This window comes from Providencia sp. PROV040, from assembly GCF_032706145.1.
GTDB lineage: Bacteria > Pseudomonadota > Gammaproteobacteria > Enterobacterales > Enterobacteriaceae > Providencia > Providencia hangzhouensis.
Map to the genome: position 1 here is coordinate 2,209,642 of NZ_CP120530.1, position 16,136 is coordinate 2,225,777.

At 43.8% G+C, this 16,136-nt stretch carries 10 protein-coding genes; 3 read left to right on the forward strand and 7 right to left on the reverse strand.

Annotated features, from left to right (window positions below; all coding sequences use genetic code 11):
• Positions 1–165 precede the first annotated feature (165 nt).
• From P3L40_RS10135 to thiD, 3 genes are all read left to right on the forward strand, one after another.
• Complete coding sequence (locus P3L40_RS10135; RefSeq protein ID WP_196731924.1) at positions 166–1,722, forward strand: YjjI family glycine radical enzyme; 1,557 nt, start codon at positions 166–168, stop codon at positions 1,720–1,722.
• Complete coding sequence (locus P3L40_RS10140; protein WP_036957647.1) at positions 1,694–2,560, forward strand: YjjW family glycine radical enzyme activase; 867 nt, start codon at positions 1,694–1,696, stop codon at positions 2,558–2,560. Before P3L40_RS10135 ends, P3L40_RS10140 begins: the two co-directional genes overlap by 29 nt.
• Positions 2,561–2,751: 191 nt before the next feature.
• Positions 2,752–3,549: a bifunctional hydroxymethylpyrimidine kinase/phosphomethylpyrimidine kinase gene (gene thiD / locus P3L40_RS10145; protein WP_004253495.1), complete on the forward strand. Its 798-nt coding sequence runs from the start codon at positions 2,752–2,754 to the stop codon at positions 3,547–3,549.
• Positions 3,550–3,595: 46 nt separating this feature from the next.
• Here the strand turns inward: thiD and yegS are convergent, their stop codons facing one another.
• The 7 genes from yegS to P3L40_RS10180 form a co-directional block, all read right to left on the reverse strand.
• Positions 3,596–4,495 (reverse strand): lipid kinase YegS, encoded by a 900-nt coding sequence (gene yegS, locus P3L40_RS10150; RefSeq protein WP_004253508.1) that lies wholly within the window; start codon positions 4,493–4,495, stop codon positions 3,596–3,598.
• 462 nt (positions 4,496–4,957) lie between these two features.
• Positions 4,958–6,343, reverse strand: coding sequence for a tRNA 5-hydroxyuridine modification protein YegQ (gene yegQ / locus P3L40_RS10155; protein ID WP_004253511.1), 1,386 nt, complete (start codon positions 6,341–6,343; stop codon positions 4,958–4,960).
• A gap of 128 nt (positions 6,344–6,471) precedes the next feature.
• Positions 6,472–7,179, reverse strand: a complete 708-nt coding sequence (baeR, locus tag P3L40_RS10160; protein WP_172767103.1) for a two-component system response regulator BaeR — start codon at positions 7,177–7,179, stop codon at positions 6,472–6,474.
• A 2-nt stretch (positions 7,180–7,181) separates the two neighbouring features.
• Entirely contained in the window at positions 7,182–8,570 is a 1,389-nt protein-coding gene (gene baeS, locus P3L40_RS10165; protein ID WP_004253515.1) for a two-component system sensor histidine kinase BaeS, read from the reverse strand.
• Entirely contained in the window at positions 8,560–11,661 is a 3,102-nt protein-coding gene (gene mdtC, locus P3L40_RS10170; RefSeq protein WP_165879770.1) for a multidrug efflux RND transporter permease subunit MdtC, read from the reverse strand. The genes baeS and mdtC overlap by 11 nt, the downstream gene beginning before the upstream one ends.
• Positions 11,661–14,783: an MdtB/MuxB family multidrug efflux RND transporter permease subunit gene (locus tag P3L40_RS10175; RefSeq protein WP_144140702.1), complete on the reverse strand. Its 3,123-nt coding sequence runs from the start codon at positions 14,781–14,783 to the stop codon at positions 11,661–11,663. The genes mdtC and P3L40_RS10175 overlap by 1 nt, the downstream gene beginning before the upstream one ends.
• Complete coding sequence (locus tag P3L40_RS10180) at positions 14,783–16,027, reverse strand: MdtA/MuxA family multidrug efflux RND transporter periplasmic adaptor subunit (protein ID WP_094960479.1); 1,245 nt, start codon at positions 16,025–16,027, stop codon at positions 14,783–14,785. Before P3L40_RS10180 ends, P3L40_RS10175 begins: the two co-directional genes overlap by 1 nt.
• Positions 16,028–16,136 lie beyond the last annotated feature (109 nt).

Here is a 16,136-nt window from a genome sequence, read left to right on the forward strand (position 1 = left end):
GATGCACATCAAATAATGACTTGTCTCAATGGGATGAAATGAGTGTTATAGGCGGCAGGTATAAGCTGCTGCATGTCAACACGGGTAGGAGCGAGTACTTAAAGGTTTATAGCATATACATTGCTGTGCGTAACCTTGGCTTCTAACTAACAAAGGAACATCACCATGATGAAACGCCAAGAACCACTGACTGAATATCAAGCAAAATGCTTGGCTATCGCTACAGACAAAATATTATCACCAAAACAAAAAGCCAATTTTTTAGCGATAGAGGCCGATAGCAATATTCCTTACCTTGCGATGAGCCAACCCCTAGCGGATGCGTTAAATGAACGTGTTATTTGTGATATGTATGAAGGAAATGCACCGTATAAGCCACGTTATGTATTGCCTGATTATGTAAAATACCTCAAGCAAGGTTCAAAATACTTAGAGTTAGCCCCTGCTGAGGACTTTGATGACGCCCTTAATCATCTGATGATTTTATACCACCACGTCCCTTCGGTAACCAATTTCCCTGTGTTTTTAGGGTATTTAGATAAAGTCCTCATGCCATACGTGGGTGAGTTGACAGAAGAACAACTGTATCCAAAACTAAAAAGATTCTGGGTGCAGTTAGACCGAACTCTACCTGATGCTTTTATGCATGCCAATATTGGGCCAGATGACAACGTTATTTGCCGTTTGATTTTACGGATTGATGCAGAACTGAAACAAGTCGCACCTAACCTGACATTTGTCTATCACCCACAACGCACACCAGAGTCACTTTTCTTACAAGCGATTGAGAATATTTGTGAATGTAGTAAGCCACATATTGCAAATGATATTATTCATAATGCGGCATTTGATGAGCAAGGTTACGGTATTGTCAGTTGTTATAATGCATTACCTGTTGCGGGTGGCGGAAGCACTTTAGTTCGCATTAATTTGCGCGAAGTTGCGTTACGCAGTCAAAATTCAGCTGATTTTTTAAATGTGCAATTGAAAAAGTATTGTGAGTTACAAATGGAACTCATTGAAACACGTAGCGCATTTTTATATGAGGAATCTAATTTCTTCCAAACCAGTTTTCTTGTTCAAGAGGGGTTAATTGAGCCAGAACGCTTTGCACCGATGTTTGGTATTTATGGTTTAGCAGAGGCCGTGAATATCTTGATGGAAAAAGATGGCGTGAAAGGCCAGTACCAAGCGAATTCACCAGCTTTACCATTGTCTTATCAAATTAGCGAACAATTGGCAGACTTTGTTGAAACAACACCGGTTAAATATGGCTATAAAAACCGAGCTATGCTTCATGCGCAATCTGGGATTAGCTCAGACATAGGAACGACGCCGGGGGCTCGTATTCCATATGGTGAAGAGCCTGATCCTGTGTCGCATATTCAAGCCGTTGCACCTCATCACAAACACTATTTATCTGGGATCAGTGACATTTTAACCATCGATGAAACGATTAAACAAAACCCGCAAGCATTAATGCAATTGTGCAAAGGGGCGTTTAGTTGTGGGATGCGCGAATTTACCGCAAACGTGGCAAGTAATGATTTAGTCCGTGTCACTGGCTATATGGTGCGTTTGTCAGATATCGAAAAATACAAAGAACAAGGTTCTAGAAGCAATACTACCTGGTTAGGTGAAGAAGCGACTAAGAACTGTAAAATTACAGCCCGTCAGCAGCGAGTCATCAGCAATGAGCAATCGATGCGCTACGCTGAATAAGGTTATTCCTTTTTCCTGCGTAGATGGGCCGGGCAATCGACATGTTATCTTTTTGCAAGGTTGCAATTTACGTTGTTTGAATTGCCATAATCCATATACCATGGCGCTCTGTGACCATTGTGGGGACTGCGTTTTAACCTGTCCTCACAATGGGTTATCATTTGTTGATGGTAAGGTTATATGGGATAGCGATGCCTGCCAGCTCTGTGACACTTGTTTACAAACGTGCACTAAGAATTCAAGCCCAATGACAGTGTCGTTAAGTGTTAATGATGCTATCAATGACTTGAAAAAAAATGTTGTCTTTCTGAATGGTATAACCATTAGTGGCGGGGAAGCAACAACACAATTACCTTTTATTATTGAATTATTTAAAGCGATTAAAGACACACCTGAACTGAAACATTTAACCTGCTTTATTGACAGTAATGGCCATCTTGCTTCTGCGGGGTGGAGTAAGGTAATTGAGTATACTGATGGCGTAATGATTGACTTAAAATCATGGAGCGATGAGTGTGCCTTAAGATTAACTGGGAAAGATAACCAACGTGTATTTCAATCAATTCAATTTCTGGCACAAGCGGGGAAATTGTATGAATTGCGTTTATTATATATTCCTCAGCAAACAGATTATCTAGAACATATTGATAAACTGGCTGATTTCTTAAATCAACTTCCTGCAAACACACGAATAAAAGTTAATGCTTTTCAGCAACATGGCGTAAAAAATGAAGCGGCTAACTGGCCTGCGGCAACCCAAACGGAAGTAGAGACATTTGCCCAGCTATTAAAACAGCGAGGTGTCGGTAATATTCATTTGCCTAATGTGTACTTATAAGTCGCGCTAATTTTTCCTGTGTAATATATTTCCCCTTTTTATCTAAGTCATTAAAATTCATTCACTAACCGCTGGTATTTGTTAAATGATATGAGACAATCAAGGCGGTTTTATTGTTTGATTTAAAATGATTTCAGTAAACCTCGCTTATCAATCTATTCAAATGCTTTAGCCGAAAAGGGGAATCACTCATGAGGATCAATGCGTTAACCATAGCCGGAACAGACCCATCGGGTGGGGCGGGTATTCAGGCGGATTTAAAAACTTTCTCTGCGTTAGAGGCTTATGGTACGAGTGTGATGACGGCATTGGTGGCTCAAAATACCCGAGGCGTGCAATCCGTCCAAGACTTACCCCCTGAATTTGTGGCGGCACAATTAGACTCTGTTCTCAGTGATGTGCGAATTGATAGCGCAAAAATCGGCATGTTATTTAACCAAAGTAATATCGCAGTTGTGGCGAAGGCGCTGAAGCAATATCCTATTCCGTATGTGGTATTGGATACTGTAATGGTGGCTAAAAGTGGCGACCCGTTACTATTACCCGATGCGGTTGATGCACTGCGCCAACAATTATTGCCCCTCGTTTCTATAATTACACCGAATCTCCCTGAAGCCGCGGTATTACTAGACGAAAAAGTTGCACAAACAGAAAGCCAAATGTTGACTCAGGGGTATAAGTTACTTGAAAAAGGTTGTCAAGCGGTGTTGATGAAAGGCGGGCACCTAAGTGATGCTGAAAGCCCTGATTGGTTAATCACACCTGAAGGTGAATGGCGCTTTACCTCTATTCGCGTAAATACTAAAAATACCCATGGTACTGGGTGTACTTTGTCAGCGGCTTTGGCTGCTCTGCGCCCTCGTTGCTCTGATTGGCAAGAAGCGGTTACGCAGGCTAAAGCCTATTTACAAGCTGCGTTAGAGCAAGCGGACAGTTTAGAAGTTGGCAAGGGGATTGGCCCAGTACACCACTTCCATGCATGGTGGTAGTCTGTAATGATTGAAAGCCCGAACACTAGGGCTTTCTCGTTATATTTTAAGCTAATAAGTTACATTGAGGCGGCAACCGGCACTGAATAGCATTCGGCTGCACTGCGAACGTAAAGGTATCTCCCGATAATGGCTCACCATCAAGGTTTAAGATCATATCGTGAGGAGATGAAATTTTTACCCATGATAATTGCCTTTCGACCAAGTGCTCGTTTTTATCGTCTGAAAATAGGTTTGCTAAAAATGCGGGTATGACATCCCTTGCAGGAATAATCAGTAAATTTAATGCGCCATCATTAATTAGTGCTTGCGGTGTCAGTTGTTGCCCTCCGCCCGCTTGGCGGCCGTTTCCGACAGCGATGACCAACGTTTCACCTTCCCAACTAAAGTTTTCGCCCTCAATGCGGCAAATATCCGTTTTCAGCGTATCAGGGCGCAATAAGCCATTTATCACGTAAGCGGCACCGCCCAATGCTGATTTCAGTGCTTCAGGCGTTTCGGTGGTAATACGCGTCCCAAAGCCGCCAGTTGCCATATTGAGAAAATAATATTGCTTATTGACTTGCGCAATATCAATGGGAACTGCTTTACCTTTTAATGAGAGAGCAAGGGCGGCTTCAATATCCAGTGGAATATTCGCGCTGGTGGCAAAATCATTTGCCGTTCCCATCGGGAGAATTCCTAAAGTAGGGCGAGAGTCACTCGGGAACTTCATCAAGGTACTGGCAACCGCATTTACTGTGCCGTCACCTCCTGCGGCAATGATGGTATCAACGCCGTGTTTTATTGCCTGAGAAATAAAATAATAAGTATCATCCAATTCCCACGGAATACGGACTTGAATTTGATGGCCTTCATTACGTAAGTGAGTAATGGCCTTTCGCAGCTCAGCGTGATTGGCTTGTTTACCATTAAGGATAATCATGGCTGACTGATATTGATTCATATATACCCATCCATTCGGCTTAACATATGGCAAATATTCGTTAAAATGAGTATAAATGGATTTATAAGATATTGATGAGCTTATTTTAGATTTTTTACAGTAATAGCGTTAACAAGAGAAATGAAATAGAAATTGCAGATAAAAGAAATGGCTAGCTCAAGGGAGATTGAGCCAGCCAAGGAGGTGGTTCCTAGTCTTATTTTATGACTTTCTAGTTCTTCGTTTTCAAGAGTGACTATACGATATTGAATAGCCAATTGATGTGATCTGTTGCATAAAATTGGATATTCAGTGCACTTTTCAATGTAAATGTCAATAACGCGAATGATTCTCATATAAGAAAAAGCATATAAAGTGAAATAATATCATATTATAGATAAAAAAAAGCCAAAATATCAAAACGTTAAACGATGAGATTTTGGCTTTTAGCGAACAAACTATTTAAAAAACACGGAGTGGCGGTTAGCCTGCAATTTGCTTTTCTGCCTGAGTTTGGTGAGGTGCGCGGGTCGTTGTTCCTGCTAAGTTACGGATCAACAAACCAAAATTAACATCGACATCCTCAGGGATTGGCAGGTAAACCACATGGCCGTTACCGGGTGCAACATCAATCGCTTCACCTTTGCGGTTTGCTAATGAGTCCAAAGTAAAGACAATATTACCCGCCGGGGTCATCATCTCTAAGCTATCCCCAACGCTAAATTTATTTTTTACATCAACCTCAGCCATACCATTGACACGTTTACCTGTGAATTCACCCACAAATTGCTGAGTTTCAGAAACAGAATAGCCATATTCATAGGTTTGGTAGGCATCGTGAGTGTGGCGACGCAAGAAACCTTCAGTGTAACCACGGTGTGCTAACCCTTCTAAAGTAGATAACAACGTTGGGTCAAAGGGTTTTCCTGCGACAGCATCGTCAATCGCACGTCTATAGACTTGTGCAGTACGAGCACAGTAATAAAACGATTTTGTGCGGCCTTCAATTTTTAATGAGTGAACACCCATTTTTGTTAGGTTTTCAACGTGTTCGATTGCACGTAAATCTTTAGAGTTCATGATATAAGTGCCATGTTCGTCTTCAAAGGCCGTCATATATTCGCCTGGACGTTTAGCTTCTTCTATCATAAAGACTTTATCTGTTGGCGCGCCCGCACCTAGGGTTGGTGCCACATTTTGTACAGGGATAGGTTCATGCACATGGACAATATTACCCACATCATCTTCTTTACCTTCTTGTACGTTATATTCCCAGCGGCAAGCATTGGTGCAAGTCCCTTGATTTGGGTCGCGTTTATTAATATAACCGGAAAGTAAACAACGGCCGGAATAGGCCATACAAAGGGCACCATGGACAAAGACTTCAAGCTCGATTTCCGGTACTTGTTGACGAATTTCAGCAATTTCTTCGAGGGATAATTCGCGAGATAAGATCACTCGTGTTAAGCCCATTTGTTTCCAGAACTTCACCGATGCCCAGTTAACTGCATTGGCCTGCACAGATAAATGAATATCCATCTCAGGAAACGCTTCACGAACCATCATAATAAGGCCAGGGTCAGACATGATCAGAGCATCTGGGCCCATTTCAATGACGGGGGTTAAATCACGAATAAAGGTTTTTAATTTCGCATTATGAGGGGCAATATTCACCACCACATAAAACTTTTTACCCAACTCATGGGCTTCCTGAATGCCTTTAGCTAAGTTTTCGTGATTAAATTCGTTATTTCGTACGCGTAAGCTGTAACGAGGCTGTCCTGCATAAACGGCGTCTGCGCCATACGCGAAGGCGTAGCGCATATTTTTTAATGAACCGGCAGGAGACAAAAGCTCTGGTGTAAACATGGTTATTCTCTATCTGATGTCAAGTCAGCACTCACTCATACGAGAGAGTGTTTTTAAGGGATGAGGATTTTACTCCTATTTGATAAAAAAACCAAATATCCCACAAGAATAGTATGTCTATTGATTGCTTAATATTCATCCCAACGGTAGCCGAGGCCATATATTGAACGAATAAAGGTTTTTTCGTTATCGAGGGACTCTAATTTACGGCGTAAATTTTTGACGTGACTATCAATTGTACGGTCCGTTACTACGCGGTGGTCGTCATATAAGATATCCAGTAACTGGTCGCGAGAAAACACCATACCTGCATTATCAGACATAAACTTGAGTAGCCGAAATTCAGCGGGCGTGAGTTCAAGTAACTGTGAGCCATAGCGTACTTGAAATGCATTTTCATCAATAATAAGCTTGGTTTGATTATTGCTATTAGTTTGGCTATTGCTAGTTGTCATATTTGGCTGGCAACGGCGTAAAATCGTTTTGACTCGAGCCACGACTTCTCGCGGGCTAAAAGGCTTACAAATATAGTCGTCAGCCCCAATTTCTAACCCTAATAAACGGTCAATTTCTTCGGTTTTTGCTGTCACCATAATAATGGGAACATCACTGAATTTTCGTAGTTCACGACATACTGAAATGCCGTCCATACCGGGTAACATTAAATCTAATAAAATGAGTGCAGGTTGATGTTGTTTAACATAGTCGATTACTTGGTCACCCCGTGCAATTAATGCGGGTTGATAATTTGCAGCTTGTAAGTAATCGAACAGCAGTTGGCCTAGCTTGGGTTCATCTTCCACAACCAAAATAGGGGTATTGCTCTGTTCAGTCATGATCATAAACCTTTGTCTTTTAATTGAATCGGTAAATTAATGGTAATTTTGACACCACCTAATGGTGACGGTGCTGCGGAAATTGTTCCATGGTGAGCCTCAACAATATTATAGCAAATGGCCAACCCTAAACCTGAACCGCCACTGGCGCGATTACGAGAACCTTCAGCACGGTAAAAACGTTCAAATAAATGTTGGCATTGCTCAGCAGACAGCCCCGGGGCGCTATCTTGCCAAATTATACTGAGCTGGTTGTGGTCTTGTGTGACTTGAATGGCAATTTTACCTTGTGGGTCTGTATAGCGTAAGCTGTTTTCCATTAAGTTATAGAATAACTGAGTGATGCGGTCAGGGTCTGCAAACACGTTGCCTTGTGCAATAAATTGCCGTTCAACTGAAAGTTGTTGGTCTTCTAACCGCCAGCGAGCTTGGCCTATCGCCATTTCAATTAAAGGAATGATATCGGTAAGTTGCATACGATAGACCAATGAGCCTCTATCCGATAACGAGAGCTGGTGGAGGTCATTAACCAGCTTAATTAAAGTTTGAGTTTCATTCAGTAGGGAATTGATTGTTTCGGGAGTGGCTTGCCGGACGCCATCTTGCACCGCTTCTAATTCGCCTCGCAGAACTGACAACGGCGTGCGGAGCTCATGGGAAATATCCGCCATATAATCACGCCGCATTTGTTCGTTTTTTTCAAGGGTAGAGGCCAGATGGTTAAAATCTTTAGCCAGTTGCCCAAGTTCATCGCGGCCAGACTCAGGAACCCGCGTGGCAAAGTCTCCATTGGCGAGCCGGTTAGTGCCTTCGAGTAACCGCTTGATGGGTTTCAAAAAACTACGGGCAAGGAACAATGTGGCAATCAGAGCCACAAATAAAGACAGCCCTGCGATGATCCAACTGGTATACATTTGTTTGGTATCAAAACGGCGGTCAAGGGCGCTGCTGATTCCCGTTTCATAGCTGGCAACGAGCCAACCGACGGTTTCGCCATTGCTAGTAACAATAGGCTCACGGAGAACTTTGCTCGGTAGGGGCGTGTCTTGCCCGAAAATTAGCCGGTCCTGTGTATCATAAACCCAAAAAATGGTTCGCCAGCGCTGTCGCATCGGGCCACGATGCTGTTGATGTTCTACAGAGCGCAGAATGCGAAAGAAAATGCGATCATTACCAATCAAAAACCGCCAATTCCCCATTTCTTCATATTGTTCCGCAAGGGCGGAAGAAACCTGCTCAACGCGTTGTTGGTCATTTTCTTTAATATAGTCAATAAAGCCATGTTGAAAACTCATGCGCACGCCTTGGTGCATAATTAGCACTAGCAATAAGCATGTCGCAAAAATAGCTAAAAAAAGCCGAGTACTAACGCTATTTAACCTAAGCTTCATGGTTATTCTCCACAATCTTATGCGTTAATGATTTTTTGCGCTGCCAACGTTGCCTTAAGCTATCAAAACTTAAATACACAACAGGAGTGGTAAATAAAGTCAGCAATTGGCTCATTATTAAGCCACCGACAATGGTGATCCCGAGAGGTTGACGTAGTTCTGCTCCATCACCACTACCTAACATTAACGGTAACGCACCAAAAATGGCGGCGAGTGTCGTCATTAAAATAGGGCGAAAACGTAATAAACTGGCACGGAAAATGGCTTCTTGAGCGGTTAAACCCGCTGTTCTTTGTGCTTGAATAGCAAAATCCACCATAATAATGGCGTTCTTCTTGACGATCCCAATTAATAGCATGATGCCGATTAAAGCGATTAAACTAAATGGTGTGTCAAATAACTCAAGGGCTAATAATGCACCGACACCAGCAGAAGGCAAAGTTGATAAAATTGTCAGTGGGTGAATATAACTTTCATATAGAATCCCAAGGACTAAATAGACAGTCACAATAGCGGCTAAAATCAAAAATAATTGTGATTGCAAAGTTTCTTGGAATATTTGTGCCGTTCCTGCAAAAGACCCTCGCACTGTAGATGGCACGCCAAGCGCAGTCATGGTTTTTTCTATTTCGACGATGGCATCATTTAAGGTATAACCGTCAGCGACATTAAATGCGATAGTGGATGAAGCTGATAGCCCCTGGTGGTTCACGCTTAATGGCGCATTCGCCGGCTGCCAACGAGCAAAATAAGACAGCGGGATAGCATCGCCATCTTTATTGATAACAAACATTTTGTCGAGGGAACTGACATCTTGCGTATATTCAGGAGCAACTTCCATCACTACTTTATATTGGTTCATCGCTTCATAAATGGTGGAAACTTGGCGTTGGCCAAATGCGTTGTTAAGCAAACTGTTAGCTTCACGGACATCGATACCTAGCTGGGCCATTAAGTCCCTATCGTAGGTGATCGCCATTTCTGCGCCTTTGTCTTCCTTATCTGAGTTCACATCTGTCAGCTGTGGCAATTCACCGAGTGCTTTACGAATGGCGGGTTCCCAGTCACGCAATGCAGAAAGCTCATCCGCAAGCAGCGTAAACTGATAGCTGGCATTGGCTTGTCGACCTCCCACACGAATATCTTGTACTGGCATCATAAACAGGTTAGCCCCTGGCTCATTGGCTAATTTCATGCGTAACCGATTAATGACTTCAGCTGAACTTTCAGTACGTTCACCCAGTGGTTTTAATGAGATATACATAAAACCGCTGTTTACCCGGCTACCGCCAGTAAAACCGGTGACATTATCCGTCGCTGGGTCGGCTTTAACTTGCTGCATAAAACGGGTCATTTTTTCTTTCATTGACTGGAATGAAATACTTTGGTCTGCGCGAACAAAGCCCAGCACACGGCCGGTATCTTGTTCAGGAAAGAAAGTTTTCGGAACGGTAATATACAGATAAACGTTTAAGCCGATTGTGGCAAATAGCACCGCGAGAACACTACGGCGATGTTCGAGTACCCATTTTAAAGCGATGCCATAACTTTCTTGCAAGCGCAGCAACACACGTCCAAACCCGCGATGTTTGGCTTTGACGTTGCGAGGGCGTTTCTTCAGTAAGTAAGCACACATCATAGGGGTGAGCGTTAATGAGATCACCAAAGAAATACCGATAGCGGTTGCAAGGGTAATGGCAAATTCGCGGAATAAACGGCCGACCAGTCCATCCATAAGCAGTAGCGGAATAAAAACAGCCACTAAGGAAATACTCATGGAAACGACGGTAAAGCCGACTTCATGCACGCCTTTAACCGCCGCAATAAACGGTTTTTTACCATTTTCGATATGACGCGAGATATTTTCTAATACGACAATGGCATCATCAACCACAAAGCCCGTCGCAACCGTTAATGCCATCAATGACAAGTTATTTAAACTAAAGCCACATAAATACATGGCCGTAAAAGTCCCAATCAATGAGACAGGGACAGCAACGGCAGGGATCAAAGTAGCGCGACCTGAGCGTAAGAACAGCAGCACCACGAGGATCACCAAGGCAACGGCAATCAGTAGAGCACGTTCCACTTCGGCTAGAGACGCGCGAATGGTCGGTGTTCTGTCTTGTGCCACTTTTAAATCAATAGCGGCAGGGATCATGTCATTGAATTCAGGCAATTCAGCACGAATACGGTTCACTGTTTCAATAATATTGGCGCCAGCTTCACGACGAATGACAATCAAAATAGCCGGTTTACCGTCTGCCATACCGGCAGCGCGTACGTTTTCAATGGAATCTTTAACATTGGCGACATCGCTGAGCTTTACAGCATTGCCTTGGCTGTAATGAACAATAATTGGTCGATAATCGGCTGCTTTTTTTAACTCATCATTAGTCTGTACTTGATAACGTTTTTCGTCATCATTGATATAGCCTTGCGGTTGGCGAACGTTAGCACTACTAATGGCTGAGCGCACGGCATCAAGGGAAACCCCTTGGTTAAATAGGGCGGTTGGGTTGAGCTCAACCCGTACGGCAGGGAGCGAGCCGCCACCAACTGAAACTTCACTAACCCCTTCAATTTGCGCAATTCGCTGGGCTAAACGGGTAGATGCAATATCATAAATTTCGCCAGTACCCATGGTCTCTGAGGTCATGGTTAAAATCATAATTGGCGCATCAGACGGGTTAGACTTGTAATAACGTGGACGGCTTGGCATACCGCTGGGCAGCAGGTTTTGCGCCGCATTAATCGCAGCTTGCACTTCCCGAGCCGCGTTATTAATGTCTTTGTCGAGATTAAACTCAAGGGTAATAGTGGTTCGCCCAAGCGCACTGCTTGAGGTCATTTCGCTGATCCCAGCAATACTGCCTAAAGAGCGTTCAAGAGGTGTCGCAACAGAGGACGCCATGGTTTCCGGTGACGCCCCAGGAAGTGACGCTGTCACGTTAATCACAGGGTAATCTACTTGAGGCAACGGAGAAACGGGTAAAAATAGAAAGCTCAGGGCACCACACAAAGTAATCGCAACGCTAATCAGCGTCGTTGCTACCGGGCGGCTAATAAATAGAGCAAAGAAGCGCTTCATTATGACACCTGTGCCTTCTTCGCTTGGCGACGGTCTTTAAAATAATGAGAAAGACGGTCGAACAATAAGTAAATAACCGGTGTGGTAAATAAGGTGAGGATTTGGCTCATAATTAAGCCACCAACCATACAAATTCCTAATGGTTGGCGTAATTCTGCACCGACACCTGTACTTAGCATTAATGGCAAGGCTCCTAGTAATGCCGCCATGGTGGTCATTAAAATTGGGCGAAAACGCAGTAGGCAAGCTTGGTAGATGGCATCATAAGGGGACATTCCCTGTTCACGCTCTGCAGCAAGGGCAAAGTCAATCATCATAATGGCGTTCTTTTTCACGATACCAATTAATAAGATGATGCCGATGACTGCAATAACATCAAGGTCTTTCCCTGCCATCATTAAAGCAAGTAATGCGCCAACCCCCGCAGTCGGTAAGGTGGATAAAATCGTAATCGGATGGATAAAGCTCTCATATAAAATGCCTAATACGATATACATCGCCACAATTGCGGCTGCAATTAACCAGATAGTGCTGCTTAGTGCAGCTTCAAAGGCTAAAGTCGCCCCTTGGAATTGTGTGGTAATGGATTTTGGCATAGCAATTTGTGATTCGGCCAATTTCACGGCATTGACGGCTGACTCAAGCGAAGCGCCATCCGCCACATTAAACGAGAATGTCACCGCGGGAAATTGGTCGAGGTGATTAATGGCTAATGGCCCATTGCCTTCTTGAATATTCACCAAGGTACTTAGTGGCACAATGGCCCCATCAGTGCCTTTTAGACGAATATCATTCAGCGCATCCATACCATCACGTGTCTGTGTGTCATGTTCTAATATCACACGATATTGATTTGACTGTGTGTATATGGTCGAAACCATTCGCTGCCCAAATGCATTATATAAAGCGTTATCAATGGCTGACATTGTGATACCAAAACGGCTTGCGGTATCACGGTTAACATTCACATAAGCAACTAACCCTTTATTTTGCCAGTCACTACTGACATCGGTGAGTTCAGGTTGTTGCTCTAGGGCATCTAACAAGCGTGGAACCCAAGTGGTTAATTCCTCTAGTGAACCGGCCTGTAATGTAAATTGATACTGTGTGCGTGCAACTTGCGTATCGATGGTGAGATCTTGCATAGGCTGCAAATATAAATTCACCCCGGCAATGTTATCCACGGATTGCTGTAGACGATCAATAATCGCCACCACTCTATCTTCACGCTCATCAAGGGGCTTTAAGGTAATTTGGAGACGCGCATTGTTTAATGTTGGGTTGCTACCATCAACCCCCACATAAGTGGTGACATTATCAACCGCAGGGTCTGCCAATAATTTTGACGCGACTTCCTGTTGCTTTTGCGCCATGGCCGCAAAAGAAATAGATTGACGGCTTTCAATTGAACCCTGAATAATTCCACTGTCTTGCAACGGGAAAAACCCTTTTGGGATCCACATATACAGCAAAACAGTCAGCACCATGGTGCCTAGCGCCACAGAAAGCGTTAACCATTGGTGATTAAGAATACGTTTTAACCAAATTGCGTATCCAGCAACCATACGGTCAAAGAAACGCTCACACGCTAGTTCAAAACGGTTATGTTTATGTTGCGACTCTGGTTTTAATAAACGCGCACACATCATTGGCGTTAACGTCAAAGAGACGACAGCGGAGATCAAAATAGCCACGGCTAGGGTAATGGCAAATTCGCGGAATAACCGGCCGACAATATCCCCCATAAATAACAGCGGGATTAACACTGCAACTAAAGAAAAGGTGAGGGAGATAATGGTAAACCCGATTTCACCCGCCCCTTTGAGTGCAGCGACCAGAGGCTTATCGCCTTTTTCTAAGTAGCGGGAAATATTTTCAATCACCACTATTGCATCATCGACCACAAAACCTGTGGCGATGGTTAATGCCATTAGGGTGAGGTTATTGACAGAAAAACCACAAAAATACATGACTGCAAAGGTACCAACGAGCGACAGCGGTACGGCAATGCCCGGTATTAAGGTGGCAATTCCATTGCGTAAAAACAAATAAATCACCATCACAACGAGGGCGATAGCTAACATTAACTCAAACTGTACATCATTAACGGACGCTCGAATAGTACTGGTTCTATCGGTTAAAATATCGACATTAACCGATTTAGGTAAGCTCTCAATTAATTCGGGTAACAGCGTACGAATGGTATCTGTGGTTTCAATGACGTTAGCACCGGGCTGCCGCTGCACATTGATCACAATCGCCTGTTCATTATTTGCCCATGCCCCTAAATAGGCATTTTCAGCACCTTGTACAATTGTTGCAATATCGCCTAAACGCACAGGCGCACCATTTTGGAAGGCCACAATAAGCTGACGATAGTCGTCAAGTGACTTCATTTGGTCGTTAGCAGAAAGCGTCACTGCTCGCGTTGGCCCATCGAAACTCCCTTTTGCGGAGTTGACGTTAGCATTGTTGATGGCTAGGCGGATGGTTTCGCTATCCAGCCCTTTGGCTGCCATGGCTTGTGGGTTTAAATTCACGCGAACAGCAGGGCGTTGACCACCGGCTAAGGTGACTAAACCCACTCCATTAACTTGGGATATTTTCTGGGCAATTCGCGTTTCAATAATATCCTGTACCTGCGTTAATGGCATCGCATCAGAGGTGACCGCTAAGGTGAGTACAGGCGGGTCAGCAGGGTTTACCTTATTATAAATCGGAGGATAGGGTAAATCCGAAGGCAGTAAGCTACTGGCGGAATTAATCGCTGCTTGGACTTCTTGTTCGGCAACCTCTAGAGGCAACGTTAATTGGAACATCAGTGTTATAACTGATGCTCCTCCTGAACTTTGCGATGACATCTGTTTAAGACCCGACATTTGCCCAAACTGGGTTTCCAAAGGCGCAGTCACTGCAGAGGTCATCACATCGGGGCTGGCTCCCGGGTAAAGGGTAACAACTTGAATCGTCGGATAATCGACTTCGGGCAGGGCTGAAACAGGTAAGAAGCGATAGCCGATGATCCCTGCAAGTAATATAGCCACCATGAATAATGTGGTAGCCACAGGGCGCAAAATAAATAAACGAGAAGGCCCACCGCCTTTTAACATTTCAGGCTGCATTACGCTTTCTCCGCGCTATTGGCTTTACCTTTGCGGGGCTCTTTTTTGGCGATGCTTTCAGCGGTAACGACTTCGACAGTTGTGCCATCGGTGAGTTTATCAACACCATCGGTGATGACTTTGGTATTTGCTGCGAGCCCACTTTCAATAACGACTTGTTGGCTATCTTGCATCCCCACGGTCACATTGTGTTTGCTGACTTTATTATCATCACTCAATACCCAAACATAGTGACCTTCGTTGCCCATTTGCAGTGCAGCGGTTGGGATCACCACGGCATTTTGCAGCGTTTCAACTTGCATTTTTACATTAACAAATTGATTAGGAAAAAGCTTTTCTTCTTCATTGGTAAAGCGCGCTTTTATTTTAAGAGTGCCGGTTGCAGCATCAATTTGGTTATCGGTACTGAGTAGCTCACCGCTTGCGATTAGCGCGATATTGTTTCTGTCCCAAGCCTCAATCAATACTTTTTCACCGGAAGATTGTGCTTGCTGGATCGCGGGAATATCACCTTCAGGTAAAGCAAACAAGACATCTGCGGGTTGAGTTTGTGTGATAACAACAAGAGGGGTTGAGGTTCCTGAAGAGATAAAGTTTCCGACATCAACTTGTTTTAAACCAACCCGCCCTGAGATGGGGGCAGTAATTTTACTGTAGGTTAATTGCAGTTTGGCATTATCAACAGCCGCTTGGTCGACTTTAATACTGCCTTGTGCCTGTAATACCGCCGCTTTTTGGTTATCTAGCTCTTGTTGTGAAATCACTTTAGTGCCAGCAAGCTTTTGATAACGCGCTAAATCTAATTGCGCATTAGCTAACGTTGCTTTGTCTTTAGCTAATTGCCCCTCAGCTTGTGATAGCTGAACTTCAAATGGGCGAGGGTCAATCTGTGCCAATAAATCTCCCTTATTGACATATTGCCCTTCGGTAAAATACAGCTGCATTAACTGGCCTTCAACACGGCTGGTTACAGTGACAACATTTGCCGCTTGCACCGTGCCTAAGCCTGATAAAAATCGCGGAACGACTTTTTGTTCAGCAACGGCAAACTGCACAGGGGCTAACACACGTGGTGGGCGGCCCATCGCGCTTCGCTGTGAGTTTGGTTTTGCTACGGTACCAGTAGATTGTGTATCTGATTGTTTTTCTTGATGATAAAAGTACCAAGAAACGCCAGCTACCGCAATAATGGCAATAAAAATGGCAGAGCGAATAAAAGGTTTACGTTGTTTTTGTTTATTCATTTTGGGTAATTCGCTTAACTCAAAAAAAGTGGATGAGATCCGTCAGGCTGTATACTAAAAAACTAACAAAAAAGAGTCAGTTAGACATATTAGTAGTTTAACGTGATAG

Coding starts and splice junctions, on each gene's coding strand:
- P3L40_RS10135 (WP_196731924.1), top strand. CDS start 166: ATGATGAAACGCCAAGAACCACTGACTGAATATCAAGCAAAATGCTTG.
- P3L40_RS10140 (WP_036957647.1), top strand. CDS start 1,694: ATGAGCAATCGATGCGCTACGCTGAATAAGGTTATTCCTTTTTCCTGC.
- thiD (WP_004253495.1), top strand. CDS start 2,752: ATGAGGATCAATGCGTTAACCATAGCCGGAACAGACCCATCGGGTGGG.
- yegS (WP_004253508.1), bottom strand. CDS start 4,495: ATGAATCAATATCAGTCAGCCATGATTATCCTTAATGGTAAACAAGCC.
- yegQ (WP_004253511.1), bottom strand. CDS start 6,343: ATGTTTACACCAGAGCTTTTGTCTCCTGCCGGTTCATTAAAAAATATG.
- baeR (WP_172767103.1), bottom strand. CDS start 7,179: ATGACTGAACAGAGCAATACCCCTATTTTGGTTGTGGAAGATGAACCC.
- baeS (WP_004253515.1), bottom strand. CDS start 8,570: ATGAAGCTTAGGTTAAATAGCGTTAGTACTCGGCTTTTTTTAGCTATT.
- mdtC (WP_165879770.1), bottom strand. CDS start 11,661: ATGAAGCGCTTCTTTGCTCTATTTATTAGCCGCCCGGTAGCAACGACG.
- P3L40_RS10175 (WP_144140702.1), bottom strand. CDS start 14,783: ATGCAGCCTGAAATGTTAAAAGGCGGTGGGCCTTCTCGTTTATTTATT.
- P3L40_RS10180 (WP_094960479.1), bottom strand. CDS start 16,027: ATGAATAAACAAAAACAACGTAAACCTTTTATTCGCTCTGCCATTTTT.